Annotated in this window: 15 protein-coding genes and 2 pseudogenes; 7 read left to right on the top strand and 10 right to left on the bottom strand. The window is 64.4% G+C overall.

Annotated features, from left to right (window positions below):
* Positions 1–184: 184 nt before the first annotated feature.
* Positions 185–2,212 carry an NADPH-dependent 2,4-dienoyl-CoA reductase gene (locus LG367_RS08350; protein ID WP_226468787.1) on the bottom strand — a complete coding sequence of 676 codons (2,028 nt, stop codon included), beginning with the start codon at positions 2,210–2,212 and terminating at the stop codon, positions 185–187.
* Between the two features lie 91 nt (positions 2,213–2,303).
* Between LG367_RS08350 and LG367_RS08345 the strand changes: the two genes are divergently transcribed.
* A complete protein-coding gene (locus LG367_RS08345; RefSeq protein ID WP_226468786.1) occupies positions 2,304–4,409 on the top strand; it encodes an LTA synthase family protein in 2,106 nt (701 codons plus the stop codon).
* Between the two features lie 92 nt (positions 4,410–4,501).
* Here the strand turns inward: LG367_RS08345 and LG367_RS08340 are convergent.
* The 5 genes and pseudogenes from LG367_RS08340 to LG367_RS08320 all read right to left on the bottom strand — a co-directional run.
* Positions 4,502–5,515: pseudogene (locus tag LG367_RS08340) on the bottom strand (zinc-binding alcohol dehydrogenase family protein); the annotation flags it as partial.
* On the bottom strand, positions 5,512–6,393 hold the full coding sequence (locus LG367_RS08335) for a PhzF family phenazine biosynthesis protein (RefSeq protein ID WP_226468785.1): 882 nt from the start codon (positions 6,391–6,393) through the stop codon (positions 5,512–5,514). The pseudogene LG367_RS08340 and the gene LG367_RS08335, both read right to left, overlap by 4 nt.
* Positions 6,394–6,540: 147 nt before the next feature.
* The gene (locus LG367_RS08330; RefSeq protein ID WP_226468784.1) at positions 6,541–7,596 is read right to left on the bottom strand and encodes an aldo/keto reductase; all 1,056 of its coding nucleotides are present in this window, start codon (positions 7,594–7,596) and stop codon (positions 6,541–6,543) included.
* A 51-nt stretch (positions 7,597–7,647) separates the two neighbouring features.
* Complete coding sequence (locus LG367_RS08325) at positions 7,648–8,442, bottom strand: SDR family NAD(P)-dependent oxidoreductase (protein ID WP_226468783.1); 795 nt, start codon at positions 8,440–8,442, stop codon at positions 7,648–7,650.
* A gap of 131 nt (positions 8,443–8,573) precedes the next feature.
* Positions 8,574–9,806 carry an MFS transporter gene (locus LG367_RS08320; RefSeq protein ID WP_226468782.1) on the bottom strand — a complete coding sequence of 411 codons (1,233 nt, stop codon included), beginning with the start codon at positions 9,804–9,806 and terminating at the stop codon, positions 8,574–8,576.
* A gap of 96 nt (positions 9,807–9,902) precedes the next feature.
* On the opposite strand from LG367_RS08320, the gene LG367_RS08315 reads away from it, so the two are divergent.
* Positions 9,903–10,814, top strand: coding sequence for a LysR family transcriptional regulator (locus LG367_RS08315; RefSeq protein ID WP_226468781.1), 912 nt, complete (start codon positions 9,903–9,905; stop codon positions 10,812–10,814).
* Between the two features lie 258 nt (positions 10,815–11,072).
* On the opposite strand, the gene LG367_RS08310 is transcribed toward LG367_RS08315, so the two are convergent.
* Positions 11,073–11,900, bottom strand: a complete 828-nt coding sequence (locus LG367_RS08310) for an inositol monophosphatase family protein (protein WP_226468780.1) — start codon at positions 11,898–11,900, stop codon at positions 11,073–11,075.
* Between the two features lie 350 nt (positions 11,901–12,250).
* Between LG367_RS08310 and LG367_RS08305 the strand changes: the two genes are divergently transcribed.
* Positions 12,251–13,012, top strand: a complete 762-nt coding sequence (locus LG367_RS08305; RefSeq protein ID WP_226468779.1) for an RNA methyltransferase — start codon at positions 12,251–12,253, stop codon at positions 13,010–13,012.
* Positions 13,013–13,038: 26 nt separating this feature from the next.
* Here the strand turns inward: LG367_RS08305 and LG367_RS08300 are convergent, their stop codons facing one another.
* Both LG367_RS08300 and LG367_RS08295 read right to left on the bottom strand, forming a co-directional pair.
* Positions 13,039–13,698, bottom strand: a complete 660-nt coding sequence (locus LG367_RS08300) for an exopolysaccharide biosynthesis protein (protein ID WP_226468778.1) — start codon at positions 13,696–13,698, stop codon at positions 13,039–13,041.
* A complete protein-coding gene (locus tag LG367_RS08295) occupies positions 13,688–14,995 on the bottom strand; it encodes a hemolysin family protein (protein ID WP_226468777.1) in 1,308 nt (435 codons plus the stop codon). The genes LG367_RS08300 and LG367_RS08295 overlap by 11 nt, the downstream gene beginning before the upstream one ends.
* A 228-nt stretch (positions 14,996–15,223) precedes the next feature.
* Here LG367_RS08295 and LG367_RS08290 point away from each other — a divergent pair, with 228 nt between their 5' ends.
* Both LG367_RS08290 and LG367_RS08285 read left to right on the top strand, forming a co-directional pair.
* Positions 15,224–15,850, top strand: a complete 627-nt coding sequence (locus LG367_RS08290; protein WP_226468776.1) for a DUF47 domain-containing protein — start codon at positions 15,224–15,226, stop codon at positions 15,848–15,850.
* Between the two features lie 11 nt (positions 15,851–15,861).
* Entirely contained in the window at positions 15,862–16,983 is a 1,122-nt protein-coding gene (locus LG367_RS08285) for an inorganic phosphate transporter (protein ID WP_226468775.1), read from the top strand.
* 37 nt (positions 16,984–17,020) lie between these two features.
* Here the strand turns inward: LG367_RS08285 and LG367_RS08280 are convergent, their stop codons facing one another.
* Positions 17,021–17,374: a hypothetical protein gene (locus tag LG367_RS08280; protein WP_226468774.1), complete on the bottom strand. Its 354-nt coding sequence runs from the start codon at positions 17,372–17,374 to the stop codon at positions 17,021–17,023.
* 104 nt (positions 17,375–17,478) lie between these two features.
* Here LG367_RS08280 and LG367_RS08275 point away from each other — a divergent pair.
* Both LG367_RS08275 and LG367_RS08270 read left to right on the top strand, forming a co-directional pair.
* A pseudogene (locus tag LG367_RS08275) lies at positions 17,479–17,802 on the top strand (MGMT family protein); the annotation flags it as partial.
* Between the two features lie 236 nt (positions 17,803–18,038).
* Complete coding sequence (locus LG367_RS08270; protein ID WP_226468773.1) at positions 18,039–18,704, top strand: rhomboid family intramembrane serine protease; 666 nt, start codon at positions 18,039–18,041, stop codon at positions 18,702–18,704.
* Positions 18,705–18,803 lie beyond the last annotated feature (99 nt).

Here is an 18,803-nt window from a genome sequence, read left to right as displayed (position 1 = left end):
GAAAACCGCAAAAGGGGCGGGTGGAGCCTGTTCCACCGGAAACCGCTGGCGGAACAAAGTGCGCGCACGGTAGCCTCCGGTTTCCCAACCTGGGCTGAACCGCTAGTCAGAAATGATTGATTCGATTGGAGTTTTTGTTCTGAATCCGCTTGTAAGCCGTTGACGCAATCCTCGCGACAGGCGCTTACAGCGCCGCCGCGACCCGCGAGGCCTGGGCGATCGCGCGCTTGGCATCCAGCTCCGCGGCCACGTCTGCGCCGCCGATCAGCTGAACCGGGACGGCGGCGGCCTGCAACGGGGCCAGCAGATCGCGGCGCGATTCCTGGCCGGCACAGATCACCACGTGGTCGACGGGCAGGGTCTGTTCCGTGTCGCCGACGCGGATGCGCAGGCCGGCATCGTCGACGCCGAGGTATTCGACCCCGCCCAGCATCGTCACGCCCTTGGCCTTCAGCGTGGAACGGTGGATCCAGCCGGTGGTCTTGGCTAGCCGGGCACCGGGCTTGCCGGGGCTGCGCTGCAGCAGCCAGATCTCCCGCTCGGGCGGCTCCACGCGCGGGCGCGCGAGGCCGCCGGCGCTGTCGAAGCTGGCGTCGACGCCCCATTCGTGCATCCACGCGCCCGGATCCAGGCTAGGCGAGGGCGCGTTCTGCACCAGATATTCGGCGACGTCGAAGCCGATGCCGCCGGCGCCGATGATGGCGACGCGATGGCCGGGCACGACGCGCTTCTGCAGCACGTCGAGATAGCTGACCACCTTGGAATGATCGTGTCCGGGGAAATTCACCGCGCGCGGCGTCACGCCGGTCGCCAGCACGACGCTGTCGTAGCCGGAAAGCGTTTCCGTGGTGACGACGGTCGACAGGCGCAGATCCACGCGCGTCTCGTCGATGCGATGGCGGAAGTAGCGCAGCGTTTCGTGGAATTCTTCCTTGCCGGGGATCGTCTTGGCGAGATTGAACTGCCCGCCGATCTCGCTCGCCGCATCGAACAGCGTCACGCGATGGCCGCGTTCGGCGGCGATGGTCGCGCAGGCGAGCCCCGCCGGGCCGGCGCCGACCACCGCGATGCGCTTGGGCGCGTAGGTCTTGGGATAGTTGAGCTCGGTTTCCATGCAGGCGCGCGGATTCACCAGGCAGCTCGCCAGCTTGTTCTGGAACACGTGATCGAGGCAGGCCTGGTTACAGGCGATGCAGGTGTTGATCGCATCGGACTTGCCGACGCGCGCCTTGTTCACCCACTGCGGATCGGCCAATAGCGGCCGTGCCATCGACACCATGTCGGCGCCACCGGTGGCGAGCACGGATTCGGCCACTTCCGGCATGTTGATGCGGTTGGTGGCGACCAGCGGCAGCGCCACGTGCGGACGCAGCTTCGCGGTGACGCCGGCGAAGGCCGCGCGCGGCACCGATGTGGCGATGGTGGGCACGCGCGCCTCGTGCCAGCCGATGCCCGTGTTGATGATGGTCGCGCCCGCGGCTTCGATCGCCTTGGCTTGCGCCACGATCTCGTCCCAGTCGGAGCCTTCCGGCACCAGTTCGAGCATCGACAGACGATAGATGATGATGAAATCCGGCCCGCAGGCTTCGCGGATGCGGCGCACGATCTCGATCGCGAAGCGCATGCGTTTCTCGGGCGTGCCGCCCCAGGCATCGTCGCGATGGTTGGTGCGCGCGCTGAGGAACTGGTTGATCAGATAGCCTTCCGATCCCATCACCTCGACGCCGTCGTAACCGCCCTCGCGCGCGAGTTTCGCCGCGTTGGCATAGGCGGTAATGGTGCGTTCGACACCGCGAGCGGACAGCGCGCGCGGTGTGAACGGATTGATCGGCGCCTTCAACCTCGTCGGCGCCACCTGCAACGGATGGTAGGCGTAGCGGCCGGCGTGCAGCAGTTGCAGACAGATCTTGGCGCCATGCGCATGCACCGCCGAGGTGACCTGGCGATGCTTGCGCGCCTCCCAGGGCCAGCTCAGCTTGCCGGCGAAGGGCTTCACCCAGCCTTCGATGTTCGGCGCGAAGCCGCCGGTGACCAGCAGCGCCGCGCCGCCTTCGGCACGTTCGGCGAAATAGGCGGCGAGCTTGGGGAAATCCTTGCGGCGATCCTCCAGGCCGGTATGCATCGACCCCATCAGCACGCGATTGCGCAATTGGGTGAAGCCGAGATCGAGCGGAGCGAACAGGTGTGGATAGGGCGTGCTGAGAGCGTCCATCGGGCCTGGCGAATGAGCTGGGAAGGGCTGCTGGGGAAGAGCAGGAGGCATAATTGTGGCAGCAGCCACTGGGCGCGTGGGCAAAATCGGTGTGAACGAAATCGGATCGGAGCAACTTCAACAAAGCAAGCATCAAGGTACGGTGGTCGAGGCCGCACCAGCGCCCGCCGTCCCGCCGAGGCTCCTGCCCAGACTCTGGCTGTTGCTGGCCTTGGCCGTCGTGGTCGGCAGCGCGGCCCGAGTTGGGCTGTGGGTGGCCTATGCCGGCGATGCGCGGCCGCTGCAGCATCTTTGGCCCGCGCTGGGACAGGGCGTCCGCTACGACCTGGCGACCAGTGCCAGCGTCGCCTGGCTGATCCTGCTGCTGGGCATCCCTTTGCTGCTGTTGCGCCGGCGCATGCTGGCGGTGCGTTTCGCGGAATGGCTGCTGGTGTTCACGCTGGCCATCTTCATGCTCGCGGCGGCCTGCGAGCATTTCTACTACGCCTTCTACAAGACGCGTTTCGATCCGGTCGTGTTCGGCCTGTTCGAGGACGATACGCTGGCGATCCTGCGCACTGTCTGGGATGAATATCCGGTCGTGCAGGGACTGATCGGGCTGCTCATCCTGGTGTTCGCGTTGGCATGGAGCGTGCCGCGCATGGCGGCGTGGCTGGATCGCCGCATTCCGAGAGCGACGCGTCTCGGTCGTCCGTTCGCGATCGTGGTGCAGCTATTCCTTCTGCTTGCGCTCGCGCGCGGCAGCTTCGGCACCTTTCCGTTGGTACGGCAGGACCTGATCGTATCGACGGACCCGTTCGTCAACGAGCTTGTGCTCAATGCGCCGCTCGCGCTGTACAAGGCGATCCGCACCAACGCCAAGGAAGCGCAGATCGGCGACGATGCGGAGGAAGGCTTGCACAAGCTGGGATTCTCGAGCGTCGCCGAAGCCGCATCCGTGGCGGGGCTGCCGGTGACCGATCCCTCCAAGGTGCCCGCGGCGCTTTTCAAGACCGCGCCAGGGCAGACCAGATCGCTGGCGGAGTCACCGCACGTGGTGCTGGCGCTGCTGGAATCCTTCGGCAACGACCTGCTTTACACCGACGGCCCCGGCAACGATCTTCTGGGGCGGTTGCGGCCGCAACTGGCGCGCGGCTATCGCTTCGGCAATTTCATCACCGGGCAGAACGGCACGCATTCGGAACTGGAAACGCTGCTGCTCGGTTCGCCGATCACGCCACTCACGCGCGGCCGCAATGCGACGATCGCGTTCGATACCTCGGCCGCCTTGCCGTTCAAGCGTGCCGGTTACAAGACCGCGTTCGTCTACGCCGGCGGTGCCAGCTGGCGGCGCATCGGCGAGGCGTTCTCGCGTCAAGGTTTCGATCGCGTGTACGACTCACGCGACATCCAGCAACGTTTCCCGAAGGCGCGCGGTACGGAGTGGGGCATCTACGACGAGTACGTGTTCGATTTCGCCGCGGATCTGCTCGAGCAGGCGGACGCGCGTGGCGAGCGACTGTTCTTATTCGTACTGACCACCACGAACCATCCGCCTTATTCGCTGGACACGCCGCGGCGGAAGTTGCCGTTGAATCCAAACGCGCTCGGTCCACGCGCGGACGAGGACAAGTCCGAACTGCAAAAGATGCTGGAAACCTATCAGTATCAGGCCGACCAATTCGGTGCCTTCCTCGATCGTCTCGACAGCGGAGCATTGCGGCAGCGCGTGATACTGGCGGCGGCCGGCGATCACAACCTGCGCACGCATTACCGCTACGACCTGCCGGCGGAAGTGCCGGACGTGGATCGCGTGTTCGGGTATCTGCGCGTGCCGGATGCGTTGAAGCCGGCCGTGCCTGTCGACTCGCAGGCCTTCTGCGGTCATGCCGATCTCGTGCCGACGCTGGTGTCGCTGGCGTTGCCGGGACAGCGCTACTTCGCGACCGGGCGGAATCTGCTGGAGCCGGTGGCGGATGGCGGTCAGGCGCTGGCGTTGTATCAGCGTCTCTACACGCGCGAGGCGGTGCTGTTCCCGTTGCAGAAGCCGGAGGCGCATGCCTGGCGCGATTCGCGGCATATCGCCGTCAAGGGCGAGCCGCCTTCGCCGAAGCTGTTGGGTCGCGCGAGGCAGGTTGCCGCGGAGATCGCGCTGCGCGATTGGCATTTACGCAGCGCAGTGATCGCGGCGCGACGTGGTCGTTCCGCCAGTCGCTAAGGCGCTTTTTTCGCTCGTCATTCCCGCCTTCGCGGGAATGACGAGCCTTGGGATGCACGAAAAAGAGCGAGCGAGGCGAAGCCTTCACTCCCCCAACCGGCCAACACCAGTTTGCCGATCGTGGTGCCCGATTCCAGCCTCCGATGCGCCTCGCGCAAATTGGCGGCATTGATCGTGCCCAGTGTTTCGGTATGCGTTCCGCGCAGGTGGCCATCATCGATCAGTGCGGCGACCTGATTGAGCAGGCGATGCTGTTCGATCATGTCATCCGTCTGGAAGCGTGAGCGCCCGAACATCGTCTCCCAGTGGATGCCGATGCATTTCGACTTGTACGAACCGCCGATATTGAGCGCGCCGCGCGGTTCCACGATCAGGCCGACATGGCCTTGCGGCGCCAGCAATTCACCCAGCGTTTCCCAATAGCGGTCGGTATCGGCAAGATTGAGCGCGGCGTCGATCTGTTCGAAGTCACATGCTTTCAGCTGCGGTGCCAACGGCTGACGATGGTCGATCACATGATCGGCGCCCAGCGACTTGCACCACGCCACCGTTTCCGGCCGCGATGCGGTGGCGATCACGGTGAAGCTCGCCAGCTTGGCCAACTGGATCGCGATCGAACCTACGCCGCCGGCGCCGCCGATGATCAGCAGCGTCTTCTCGTATCCGCCGCTGTCGATGCTGAAAGGCAGGCGCTGGAACAACAGTTCCCACGCCGTGATCGCGGTGAGTGGAATCGCGGCGGCCTGCACGAAGTCGAGGGATTCCGGCTTCAGCCCGACGATCCGCTCGTCGACGAGCTGGTACTGCGCATTGCTGCCCGGACGCGTGATGTCGCCAGCGTAGAACACCGCATCGCCCGGCTTGAACAGCGTGACGCGAGGCCCGACCGCCTCGACCACACCCGCGGCGTCGTAACCCAGGACTTTCGGTTCGCTCTCCTCCTGCGGCTTGGGCGAGCGCACCTTGGTGTCGACCGGATTCACGGAGATCGCTTCCACGCGCACCAGCAGATCGTGTCCGGTAGCTTCGGGCTTCGGAAGTTCGACGTCGAACAGGGACTGCGGATCGTCGATCGGCAGGTAACGCGTGAGGGCAACGGCTTTCATGGCTTGACGGTGTCCGGGGTGTTGGGGGATGCGAGCGGTGTCGGAATCGCCACGGCGGTGCCGCTGACGACGATGCCGCCGCTTGCGGGAATTTCCACATTCAAACGACTCGGACGTCCCATGGCTTCTCCCTGGCGGATCAGGATCGTAGTCGGTGTCGGCAGCAGCCCCGCATCGCGAAGATAGCCGCCGAGCGCGGCGGCGGCCGCGCCTGTCGCGGGATCTTCCACGACGCCGCCGACAGGGAACGGGTTGCGTGCATGGAAGACACCCTGCCGTTCGCGCCAGATCAGTTGCAGCGTCGTCAGATCTTCAGCGAGCATCAGACGCTTGAGGCGATCGAAGTCGTAGTTCAGATCGTCGAGGCGAGCACGTTCGGTGACGGCTAGGACCAGATGCCATGCACCGGCGAAAGCCTTGATGGGAGGAATCGACGCATCCAAATCATCGTGTCGCCAACCGAGCGCCGACAGAGCGGCATCGACGAGCGTGGGCGGAGCTTCGGCCTGCCTGGGCGTGATCGAAGTGAGCGCCGCCTTGCGAATCTCGCCTTGCATTTGCACCGAGACGGGTACTTCGCCTACCGAGGTGGCGAGACGATAGACGCCGTCGCCTTCCGTCGTGCCCAGCACCACGCCTGTGGCGATAGTGGCATGTCCACAGAAGGGAACTTCAGCTTCCGGACTGTAGTAGAGAACCTTGCGCTCCTTGCCGCGAGCGGGAACGACGAAGGCGGTTTCGGAATAGCCGATGTCGGCGGCGATTCGCTGCATGGTGTCGGTGTCGGGAAAGGCATCGCCGATCCAGACGCCCGCGGGATTGCCGCCTGTGGGATCGTCGGAAAATGCCGAATAGCGGTGCAGCGTACCGGTAGTCATGTTTTTACCTTGCAGTCGGACAAGGGCGAGGGGAGCCCAGGATCGTCACGCAGACTAACGCACATGTCGCGTGGGAAAATCCCACCTTTCCGGAACAGAGCGATGTCGACATTCGATGCCTCATCGAATGTCGACGTGCGAATCGGTTCATGTCGAGGCGGTGGCGGGAAAGGCGACAGGAGGTGGAGTGCGCTCGCTGAACATCCCGTTCCAGTAGGGATAGTAGGGATACGGCGGCGTCACGGCGCTGGCGGCATCGAGCCTGGCGATCTGTTCGGCGCTCAATTGCCAGCCGACGGCACCGAGATTGTCACGCAGCTGTGTTTCGTTGCGCGCGCCGATCAGCACGGTCGATACGCTCGGACGTTGCAGCAGCCAATTCAACGCGATCTGCGGGATGGTCTTCCCCGTTTCGGCGGCGATCGCATCGAGCGCATCGACCACGCGATACAGGCGCTCCTCGTCCACCGGCGGCGCGAACGCGGCGGTGTCGTGCAGACGACTACCTTCCGGCCAAGGCTGTCCGCGGCGGATCTTGCCGGTGAGGCGGCCCCATCCGAGCGGGCTCCACACCACCGCGCCCACGCCCTGGTCGAGCGCCAGCGGCATGAGTTCCCATTCGTAGTCGCGGCCGATCAGCGAGTAGTAGACCTGATGGGCGACATAGCGCGCGCGATCATGACGTTCGGAAGCGGCCAGCGATTTCATCAGCTGCCATCCCGAAAAATTCGACGCACCGACGTAGCGCAGCTTGCCCGCGCGGACCAGATCGTCGAGCACGGACAGCGTTTCCTCGATCGGCGTCCTGGCGTCGAAGTGATGCAGCTGCAAGAGATCGAGATAATCCGTGCCGAGACGTCGCAGCGAATTGTTGATGGCGGTGATCAGGTGATGGCGCGAAGCGCCGATATCGTTCGGCCCGTCGCCAAGACGCAACGTGACCTTGCTCGACAGCAGCACGTGATCGCGCCGGCCCTTGATCGCCGCGCCGAGGATTTCCTCGGACGCGCCGTCGGAATACACATCAGCGGTGTCGAAGAGATTCACGCCGGCATCGAGCGCGACATCGATCAGCCGCGTCGCATCGTTGACATCGCTATTACCCCAGGCGCTGAACAAGGGGCCCTTGCCGCCGAAGGTGCCGACGCCGAAACCGAGAGCCGGTACTTTCAGGCCGGAATTGCCGAGAAAACGATATTCCATGGGAGGTGTTGCCTTTCAGGCCGGCGATGACATCGTCGGTGTAGTGGGAAATCAGAATGCGGAGACGACCAGCCCGCCTTCGGCGCGGATGGCGGCACCATTGACGACCGAGGCGGCGGGGCTCGCGACGAACGCGACCACGCGCGCGATCTCGGCCGGTTCGGCGAAGCGTTGCAGCAGCGAGGTCGGACGCACGCTCTTGAAGAATTCCTTCTCGAAGGCTTCGGTGCTGACGCCTTGCTGCTCGGCGAGTTGTTTCACGAACACGCCGACGCCTTCCGAACTGGTCGGACCGGCCAGCACGGAATTGACCGTGACTTCTGTGCCTGCGGTCAGTTGAGCCATGCCGCGGGCGAGGGCGATCTGCGCGGTCTTGGTCACGCCGTAGTGGATCATTTCAGCGGGGATCTGCAGCCCGGATTCGCTGGAGATGAACACCACGCGGCCGCGATTGCGCTCCAGCATGCCCTTGAAATAGTGGCGTGAGAGTCGCACGCCGCTCATCACGTTGGCTTCCCAGAGGCGGTTCCATTCCTCGTCGTCGATGTCATGGAATGCGGTCGGTACGAAGATGCCGAGGTTGTTGATGAGGATGTCGGTCTGCGGCACTTCCTTGAGGAAGGCCGCGGCGCCCGCGACGGTGGAGAGATCAGCGGCCACGCCACGCAACTGTGCGCCGGGCACGGCCTTCGAGAGCGATTGCACGGCGGCATCGACACGTTCGGCGGTGCGGCCGTTGACGACCACCGACGCGCCGGCGCGCGCGAGTTCTTCCGCGATCGCGTAGCCGATGCCCGCGGTGGAGCCGGTGACGACGGAAGTCCAGCCGGAGAGGGGAGTGTTCATGAGGGGATTCGATGATGTGGAAAGGGGCGAGTATCGAACTACGTTCGATGCACCTTCATTTCAATACGTTGGTTGTAGAACGATGTGAGGGACCGATGGAACGATGTGAAAAATCGAGAACGGTTTCGCAATCACGATGCGGTCGAATCGCATGTGGCCATGCCGGCCTCGATCGGCTCAGCTGAAGGTGTGCGATCCAGATAGAGGCTCCACAGCGCGACGAGCAGCCCCGACAACGTCACCAATGCCGCCACCCAGGTCACCGCGCTCAGACCAGGACCGTGATCGATGACCACCCCGCCAAGCCAGGCGCCGAGCGCGTTGCCGAGATTGAAGAAGGCGATGTTGAAGCTGGAGGCGAGGTTCTGGCCGACACCTTCAGCCTTGCGCAGCACGCGCAATTGCAGCGGCGAGACGGTGGCGAATGCGGCGATGCCGAGCAGTCCGACGAAAACGATGATGGCGATCTTGCTGTGCAGAGTGAAACTCATGACGCCGAGCACGACCGCCAGCGCCAGCAACGTGCCGACCAATGCCGGAACCGGCTTCCGATCGGCCAGACGCCCGCCCAGCAGATTGCCGATGATCATGCCGCCGCCGAACATCAGCAGGATCGGCGACACCGCGCTCTCCGCGAACCCGGCCATGCGGGTCAGCAGCGGCTGCACGTAGGTGATCACCACGAACACGCCGGCGAAGCCGAGCATCGTCATCAGCAGGCCCAGCAGCACCTGTGGCTTGGCGATCGCGCGCAGCTCCTCGCGCAGCGGTGCTGGCGCCATCGCCTCGCGGCTGCGCGGCACCCACAACGCGATGGTCGCCATCGAGGCAATGCCGATCAGCGTCATCGCCCAGAAGGTCGAACGCCAGCCGAAATGCAGGCCGAGCCAAGCGCCGGCCGGCATGCCGAGCAGCGTGGCCAGCGTGAGGCCGGAGAACATGATCGAGATCGCCGAGGCCTTGCGGTCCTCGGCGACGAGGCTGGTCGCCACCACCGCGCCGACACCGAAGAAGGTGCCGTGGGTGAGCGAGGTGATCACGCGGGCGATCATCAGCATTTCGTAGTTCGGCGCGACCGCGCAGGCGAGGTTGCCGACCGCGTAGATCGCCATCAGCGCGATCAGCACGGCCTTGCGCGGCATGCGCCGGCTGGCGATGGTCAGCACCGGCGCGCCGACGAACACGCCGAGGGCGTAGATCGAGATCAGAAGACCGGCCGAGGCGATCGAGATGTGCAGGTCGGTCGCCACCTGCAGCAGCAGGCCCATCATCACGAACTCGGCGCATCCGATCCCGAACGAGCCGGCGGTCAGCGCGTAGAGCGCAACCGGCATGCGCGAGCTGGCGGGAGAGGCGGTGGTCATGGCGTCAGATCCGGATGGGGAGACGCACACGGTAGGGGCTTGCATCATTCGCAAAAACAGGAAGAATGTAGAATCACTTTCAATGAAATATTGAAAATGGACCGGATCGGCGACCTCGCCCTGTTCCTGCGCGTGCTCGACCTCGGCTCGATCAGCGCCGCCGCCCGCAGCCTGGACTTGTCGGCGGCGGTCGCCAGCCAGCGTCTGAAGCGGCTGGAGCAGGATCTGGGCACGCGTCTGTTGCACCGGACCACGCGCCGGCTGCATGCGACGCCCGAGGGGCTGGTGCTGGCGGAGCAGGGGCGCGCCCTCGTCGACGAATTCGAAGCGCTCGCGGGCAACCTGCGCCGGGCAGGTTCCGCCGTGGCGGGGACGCTGCGGGTCACCGCCTCGGCATCGTTCGGGCGGCAGTACATCTCGCCGCTGCTGCCGGAATTCCTGGCGCTGCACCCGGCGTTGCGGGTCAGTCTGAATCTGGACGATCGCGTGACCGATCTGGTCGGCTCCGGCTTCGACCTGGCGATCCGGATCGGCGCGCTCGATGATTCCACGCTGGTGGCGCGCAGGCTGGCCGCGAACCGGCGCGTGTTGTGCGCATCTCCAGGATATCTGCGCAAACGTGGGACGCCAAAGACACCTGCGGATCTCGTCGATCACGACTGCATCCTGCTGGTCGGGCGCGACGGGCGGCAGGATCTATGGCGCCTGCATGATCACGACGGACGCGAGATCGAAGTGCGGGTGCAGGGCCGCTTCGAATGCAATTACGGCGAAGCATTGCGTGATGCGGCGGTGGCGGATTTGGGGATCGCGATCCACTCGTACTGGCATGTGCACGAGGATCTGCGCAGCGGGCGGTTGAAGCCGGTACTTCCGGAGTATCCGATCACGGAGACAGGGATTTATGCGGTGATGCCGCAGCGGCGGATGGTGCCTAGGCGGGTGAGTGCGTTTGTGGATTTTCTTGCGGAGAGGTTGGGGGATGAGCCGCCGTGGGAGAGGGGGTAGGGGCTGCTGTCGTTGTTGTTTTTGCTCGTCATTCCGGCGGAAGCCGGGTTTTTAACAGCCGTATGGCTGGTCATCCAGCCTTCCGCTTGCCGTCGTCCCAGCGAAAGCTGGGATCCATTTGGCTTTTGCTTTTGCTCGTCATTCCCGCGAAGGCGGGAATCCAGCGTCTTTGCCTTGTCTTTGAAGATCAAAAGCGTTTCGCCCAAAAGGGGCGAAACGCTTTTGCTTCTAGACGAAATGCTTCAGTTTTTAATAGCGTCAGGAAAACGCCTGCAAATACCCCGAAGACACAATCGCCTTCTGCAACGGCTCAACAATCTTGACATTGCCGGCGATCAACTGCCGCGGTCCGCTCTCGATATGCACCGGCCCGGTGCTGGAACCACGGAAGTCACAAACGCGCCCACCGGCCTCACGCACCAGCAGAATGCCGGCGGCAATATCCCAAGGCTGTACGCCAGCTTCGAAATAACCATCGCTCCGCCCGCAGGCGACGTAGGCAAGATCGAGCGCAGCCGAGCCCGTGCGGCGGATGTCTTCCGCTTCGGTGAGCAGGGCATCCACGCATTTGAGATGAGCGGAGACGCGCTTGCGCTCGCGCGGCGGAAAGCCGGTGATCAGCATCGCGCCGTTCAGGTCCTTGCGTTCGGACACGCGGACGCGACGTTCGTTGAGTTGCGTGCCGGCGCCGCGGGTCGCAGTGAAGAGTTCGTTGCGCAGCGGGTCGAAGATCACCGCGTGCAGCGGGTCGGGGCCCTCGCACAGCGCGATCGAGACGCACCAGTGCGGGATGCCGTGCAGGTAGTTGCTGGTGCCGTCGAGCGGGTCGATCACCCAGGTATAGCGGCTTGGGCCGCGATTGCTCTTCTGGATGCCGCCTTCCTCGCCGAGGATGGTGTACTCGGGGTTGGCGCGCTTGAGTTCCTTGATGATCTCGGCCTCGGCCAGGCGATCGACCTCGCTGGCGTAGTCCATGCGATCCTTCTCAACCACGTTGAGCGCATCCAGCCGGTGCATGTTCCGTAGTAGGACATTGCCGCCGGCGCGCGCCGCCTTGATCATTACGTTGACAGCAGGTTTTTGCATCGCGGACGGCTCCGGGCGCAGATGGGGATCGGAAGGAAAAGAGCGAACCGGCTCGGTGGCCGGGCGCGCAGTTTACCAAGCGCGTGCCGGTATGGGTGGAATAGGCCGCGTTGCTTGGCAATGGCCGTCAGGTGGTGTTGTGCGGCGCAGTGCCTCGCGGAAGCAAGATCAAGCTTCGCGGCGCCGGCTGGCGGCCATTGCCAAGCAACCCGAAGGGCCGGGCCTGAGGGTACGCGATGCCACGTCATCGCTCAGTTGCGTATCGGCATACGCGCCCTCACTCTTCCTTGCCTCGCACACCCTCAGGCCCGGCGCGGCCTGTTCCACCCATACCGGCACGCCCTGTCACCATGAATCCCGATACGACACCGTTCTCCCGCATCCGCATCGTGCTGGTGGGCACCCAGCATCCCGGCAACATCGGCTCGGCGGCGCGCGCGATGAAGACGATGGGCCTGCACCGGCTGTCACTTGTGGCGCCGCAGCGATTCCCGCATGCAGACGCCGAGGCCATGGCGGCCGGTGCCGGCGACGTGCTCGAGTCGGCGCAGCGTCACGAGGCGCTGGCCGAGGCGGTGGCCGATTGCCGTCTGGTACTCGGTTGCACGGCGCGCAGCCGGCGCGTGCAGTTGCAGGAGCTGATGCCGCGCGATGCGGCCGCGCGCATGCTCGCCGTGGCGCGGGAGGGCGGTGAGGTGGCGTTGTTGTTCGGGCGTGAACGCACCGGTCTGGAAAACGAGGAATTGCAGCTCTGCCATGCGGCCGTGCATATCCCTTCGAATCCGGATTACGGCTCGCTCAATCTCGCCGCGGCCGTGCAGGTGCTGACCTACGAGTTGCGGCTTGCGATGCTCTCCGCGGGTGAGATTCCGCAGCGGGAGGACGGCGCACACGCCGGCTCCCCGGCCAGTCACACGCAATTGGAAGGATTCTTCGATCAGTTGGCGCAAACCCTGGACGACATCGATTTCCACAAGGGCAGGGCACCGGAGTCGGCGATGCGCAAGCTACGCAGGCTGTTCCTGCGCAGCGATCTCGATGAACGCGAGGTGCGGCTGCTACGCGGCATCCTGGCCGATGCGCAGCGGATGGCGAGAATCGCACGCGAATAGCCTTTCCCGGACACGGAAGGGCGGCGCTATCGCAGGCGGTCGATCCATTCCATGACCAGCGTCGCCAGATTTCCCGACAGCACGCCGGACACGACAATCGCCGTGACGCCCGCCACCCAGGCAACAGTCATCAACGCGCCATCGCGCTCCAGAAGCGCCAGCGCGAACAACAGCAGCAGCGCGGCGAACAGATAGTTGGTGAGCGGAATCGGCAACGACAGCAGCAGGCCGAGCAGGACCAGCAACAGGCCGCTGAAGAAGTTGGCGAGGCGGTGATCGAGCAGCGCCGTCCAGCGCGGTTTGACCAGACGCTCGAGGCGGTTCAGCCAGGGAGACAGCCGATGCTCGAAGCGGATCATCGCGCTGCGATGCAGCCCGCGCTCGGCGATGAACCGCGGCAGCCACGGGCGGTGCAGGCCGATCAGCAACTGCGCGCCGATCAGCACCGCCAACGGGCCGCTGATCGCACCGCCGATGGGCACGGGGATGAAGGCGGGCAGCGTGGCGACGAACAGCAGCATGCCGAAGGCACGCTCTTCGAGCCCGGCGAAGACATCGCGGAAACGGATCTGATCGTCGGGATCGCCGCGGGTGAAAGCGGCCAGCAGTTCGCGGGTTCCGCTCGCCTCCAAACGGGATGCTTCAGCGCGGCGGTCGTCGTCCGCGCCGTCCGGTTCAGGCCTCATCGTGTTCGGGCTCGGCGATGCGCCGGAGCAGCAATTTGTCGACGCGCGGACCATCGAGATCGACCACTTCGATGCGCCAGCCGTTCCAGTCGAAATATTCCGCGACGTTGGGAATGCGGCCGAAATGCGCGATCGTCATGCCGGCCGCGGTGTGATAGTCATAATCGCCTTCCAGCGGCAGCGGGCTGCCGCCGAGCAACTCGCGCAGATTGTCGATGGTGAGACTGCCGTCGACCAGATACGAACCGTCCTCGCGCGCCACCACCAGCGGTGTGGCGTCGCCGCCGTCGCTGGTCTGGGTACGGCCGATCACGGTTTCCATGACGTCGTTGATGGTGACCAGGCCGGTGATGTCGCCGTACTCGTCGACCACCAGGGCCAGCGATTGCTGCTCCTCGCGCAGGATTTCCAGCAGTTTCAGCGCGGGCGTGGATTCGGAGACGAACAAGGCCTCGCGCAAGTATTTGAACAGGTCGAACTCGGTCAGTTCGATGCGATCGATCAGCGACTTGACCTCGAGCACGCCCACCACGTCGGCGTCGCTGCCGCGATAGACGGGATAGCGCGAGAACGGCGTTTCACGCATCACCGCCAGGTTCTCCTCGAAGCTTTCGGCCGCATCGAGCCAGGCGATACGCATGCGCGGGGTCATCAGGCTCGCGGTGCTGCGATCGCCCAGGCGCAGCACGCGGTTCATCATGTTGCGTTCGTCTTCGTCGATCACGCCCTGCTCGTGGCCTTCGCTGACGAGCAGGCGGATTTCCTCTTCGCTGATGGCGTTGCGGGCATCGTCGCGGATGCCGAGCAGGCGCAGGACCAAGCGGTTGATCGCGCCCAGTACAAACACGACGGGGCGGGCGACGCGTGACAGCCAATCGAGCGGGATGGCGACCACCGAAGCGATGTTCTCGGCGTTGGTCAGGGCGAGCCGCTTAGGGATGAGTTCGCCGAAGATGACCGAGCCGGCCGTGATCAGGGTGACCGCGGTACCGAAACCAATGCTCGTGGCGTACTTCTGCGCTTCCGGCCATATGCCGTCGAGCCATCCGGCGATGATTACGCCGATGGCGTCGGCACCCAAAGAGCCAGCCAGCACGCCGATCGCGGTGATGCCTATCTGCACGGTGGACAATAGATTGTCCGGATGTTCGGCCAGCGCCAACGCTTTGCGGGCGCCACGGCTGGTCTCGCCCATTTGTTTCAGGCGCGACTTGCGCGCGGTCATCAGGGCCATCTCCGACATGGCGAAGAAGCCATTGAGGAAGATCAGCACGATGACAATCAGGATCTCGATCATCCTTGGCCCCCGTCAGGGCTGCGGCCATGCGCGTTCCTCGCGAGGCGGGCGCGGAACAGGCGATCGGGCGGGGGTGGGGGTAGCGGCGAATCGTCCATAGGTCGCGTCCGGGGACGCCTGGGCATCATAGCAGGACCTCCGGATGGCCCCGCCGCGACCCGGAATTGACGCAAAACCGTCATAATCGCGCCTTCGCCACGCCCTCCAGACGCGACGAGGCCCTCTCAGATGTTCTCCCTGCAGACGATTTTCGGTTCCGGCAAGCAGTTCTATGCGCTTTTGAGCGAGGCCGCCGAAGGCGCCCACGACAGCGCCCAGGCCCTGCATCAGATGATGCGGGCGACCAACCGCCAGCCGGCGCTGGATGCCTTCAAGCTGGCCCGCCAGCGGGAGCGGACCGTCTCCGACAAGATCAGCAAGGCGCTGGTCGACAGCTTCATCACGCCGATCGAGCGCGAGGACATCGAGGCGCTCGGCTCGGCCCTGTACAAGATTCCGAAGCAGATCGAGAAGTTCGCCGATCGCTATTCGCTGGCGACGCATCATCTGGAAGGCATCGACTTCGCGCCGCGCGCGGCGATGCTGGAACAGGCTGCCGCGGTGGTCCGCGAGATGGTGCACGAGCTGTCGAAGCTCGATATCGACCGCATGACCGCGCTCAACGAGAAACTGCGCGCGATCGAGAACGAAGCCGATCGCCTGATGCTCGAGCTGTATCGCGACATCTATTCCGGCCGGCTCGATTACCAGCAGATGTTCCTGCTGAAGGAGTTCTTCGAGATCCTGGAGAAGGCCATCGATCGCTGCCGCGAGGCGGGCGTCGTCGCCTACCAGATCGTCCTGAAGAACTCGTAAGGCGAGCCGCCATGCTGACCCTGCTGCTGGTGGTGATCCTGGCCGCGCTGATCTTCGAGTTCATCAACGGATTCCACGACACAGCCAACTCCATCGCCACCGTCGTCGCCACCAAGGTGCTGACGCCGGGGCAGGCGATCATGCTCGCGGCCTGCACCAACCTGGTCGGTGCGTTCTGGGGCACAGCGGTGGCCAAGACGATCGCCTCGGGGCTGGTCGACACCGATGTGGTCAACGTCACTTCGCAGGTGCTGATCTGCGCGTTGCTCGGCGCGATCGTCTGGAACCTGATCACCTGGTGGCGCGGATTGCCCTCGTCCTCCTCGCATGCGCTGATCGGCGGCCTGTGCGGTGCCGCACTGGCCGCCGCGCACAACAACTGGGCGGCGCTGATCTGGTCGAAGGCGGGCGATGCCGGTTGGTCCACCAACAAGGGATTGTTGTGGAAGGTGGTGATGCCGATGGTCACCTCGCCGATCGCCGGCTTCACGCTCGGCGTTCTGATCATCACGCTGCTGTATCTGTTGATCGCCTCGTTCACGCGCGCGGGCGGGCCGCTGGCGCGCATCGCGCGACCGCATTGGGTCAACGCCTTCTTCGGCAAGGCGCAGTTCGTCTCGGCCGCCTACATGGGCTTCGCGCATGGCCGCCAGGATGCGCAGAAGACGATGGGCATCATCGCGCTGGCTATTTTCGCGGCGCAGTCTGCGGGCACGTTGAACGACCTGCCGTCGTGGCTGCAGTTCCTGCACCCGGATGGGGGCAAGGACGACATCGATCGCTGGGTGATCGCGACTTGCGCGCTGGTGATGGCGGCCGGCACGGCTTCCGGCGGCTGGCGCATCATCAAGACGCTCGGTCACAAGATGGTGAAGCTGCACCCGATCGACGGCTTCGCCGCGGAGACAGCCTCGGCCACGATCCTGGTGACGGCCGCGCATTTCGGCATGCCGGTGTCGACCACGCACAGCATTTCCACCGCGATCATGGGCGTGGGCTTCGCAAAGAATCCGCGCGCGCTCAAGATCGGCGTGATCGAGCGCATCGTCTGGGCGTGGATTCTGACGATTCCGGCGGCGGGTGGCGTCGCCTACGGGCTGTTCCGGCTGTTCGCGTTCGCCGGTTGGACTTGATGTTGCTTCTTCTCCCGCGGGGAGAAGGGATTCGAAATCAGAGCAGGTCGCCCTCGGCGGACAGCGCGCGTTCCAGGCGATCGCCCATACCGCCGATTTCCAGGATCAGGCGATCGAGTTCGGCCGCGCTCAGGCCATCGTATGGACGGTTCTCGCACAGCTGCAGATAGGGCACGCCGTCGAGATCGCCGATGGCGAGATAGCCGACGCGGCTCTGCCAGTTGAAGGCCAGCGCGCGCTTGCCGTCGATGCCGGTGGTCGGCGCGATCACCGTGCTCACACGCAGGTAGTTGCGGCCGTCGTCGTCCTGCAGTTCCGAGAGGAAGATCGCCTGATGGCGGCGACCGCCGTCGAGAGAAAGCTCCACGCACAGCACATAGGGGTCCTGCATGGTGACGCGGAAGGGCCCGGCGACGAGGTGGTGGCGGATTTTCTCGAAGTTCTGCATGAGCCGGCAGGCGAGCAACGGGGGAAGGGGGAGGCTATGCTAACGCAATGCCGGAACGATCCGCTGAAGACCGCATCCTAGCTGCGATCCGCGCGATCCCGCGCGGGCAGGTCGCCGGCTACGGACATATCGCCCAGCGCGCCGGCCTGCCGGGTCGCGCGCGGTTGGTCGCGCGCATCCTGGCCGGCAACGAGGATTCGAAACTGCCCTGGCATCGCGTGTTGCGCAGCGATGGCCGCATCGCGTTCCCGGAAGGCTCGCGCGGGTGGCGCGAGCAGTCGCAGCGGTTGCGTGCCGAAGGTGTCAGGGTCGAGAGCGGCCGTGTGCGGATGCCGCAAGCGGATGTTTCGCTCGATGCGATGATCTGGGGTGGACCGGCGCTCCAGCAGGACGAAGTGCTGGGCGGTGCCAAGAAGCGTCCCGTCAAGACACCAAAGCCATCCCCATCAGGCCGAGTGCGTGCCGCGAAGGGCGGGCGTCCCGCGGTGGCTTCCAGCGCTCGGAAAAAGGTAAACAAAAAGGCATCGGGATAGGTGCGAGCGCCGGCCAGTCACGCAATTGGCTCGCGCTTAACCGGTATCATGCGCCGGCAGTAGAAGGAATCCGGATGTTCACCAATCTTCCGCCTGTCATCAAGGCGTTATTGACCCTCAATGTCCTGGCGTTTCTCCTCCAGTTGCTGGTCGGAGAGTCACGATATGCCTTGTTCGAGTTGTGGCCCTATGTGCCTGGGGGCATTCCCGAGATTGGTGGCGGGCAGTTGTTCATGCCATGGCAGTTGTTGACCTATGGCTTCCTGCACGATCCGTCGAATTACGCGCATTTGATTTTCAACATGCTCATGTTGCTGATGTTTGGTTCACCGCTCGAATACACATGGGGAAGCCGCCGGTTTCTTACGTACTATCTGGTCTGTGTTTTCGGTGCGGGCCTATGTCAGCTGATGCTGACCACTTGGATGGCGGCGCAAGGCGGCAATATCGGGCAGACAATCGGCGCTTCCGGCGGGGTATTCGGATTGCTGCTCGCCTATGGTTTGCTGTTCCCGAATCAGCGCGTGATGCTGTTGATTCCACCGATCCCGATGAAGGCACGCACGCTGGTGATCATCTACGGCGCGATCGAACTGCTGCTCGGGTTCACGGGCTTGCAGCCGGGCGTTGCGCACTTCGCGCATCTGGGCGGCATGTTGTTCGGCTGGCTGCTGATCAATTACTGGCGCGGCAAACCGCCGTTCAGTCGCAGCGGCTCGCCGCGTATACGGCGTTTCTGAAGCGCGGTACGCTTTGACGAGATAGTCTGACGAGAATTCGAAGGCTTGCATGCGAAAACGGCGCGGATATCCGCGCCGTTTTCGTTTCCATACATCCTG

The organism is Luteimonas panaciterrae, assembly GCF_020511115.1.
GTDB classification, from domain to species: Bacteria; Pseudomonadota; Gammaproteobacteria; order Xanthomonadales; family Xanthomonadaceae; genus Luteimonas; species Luteimonas panaciterrae.
Note: the sequence above shows the minus strand (reverse complement) of the source record. Positions and strands in the feature narration are given on the sequence as shown.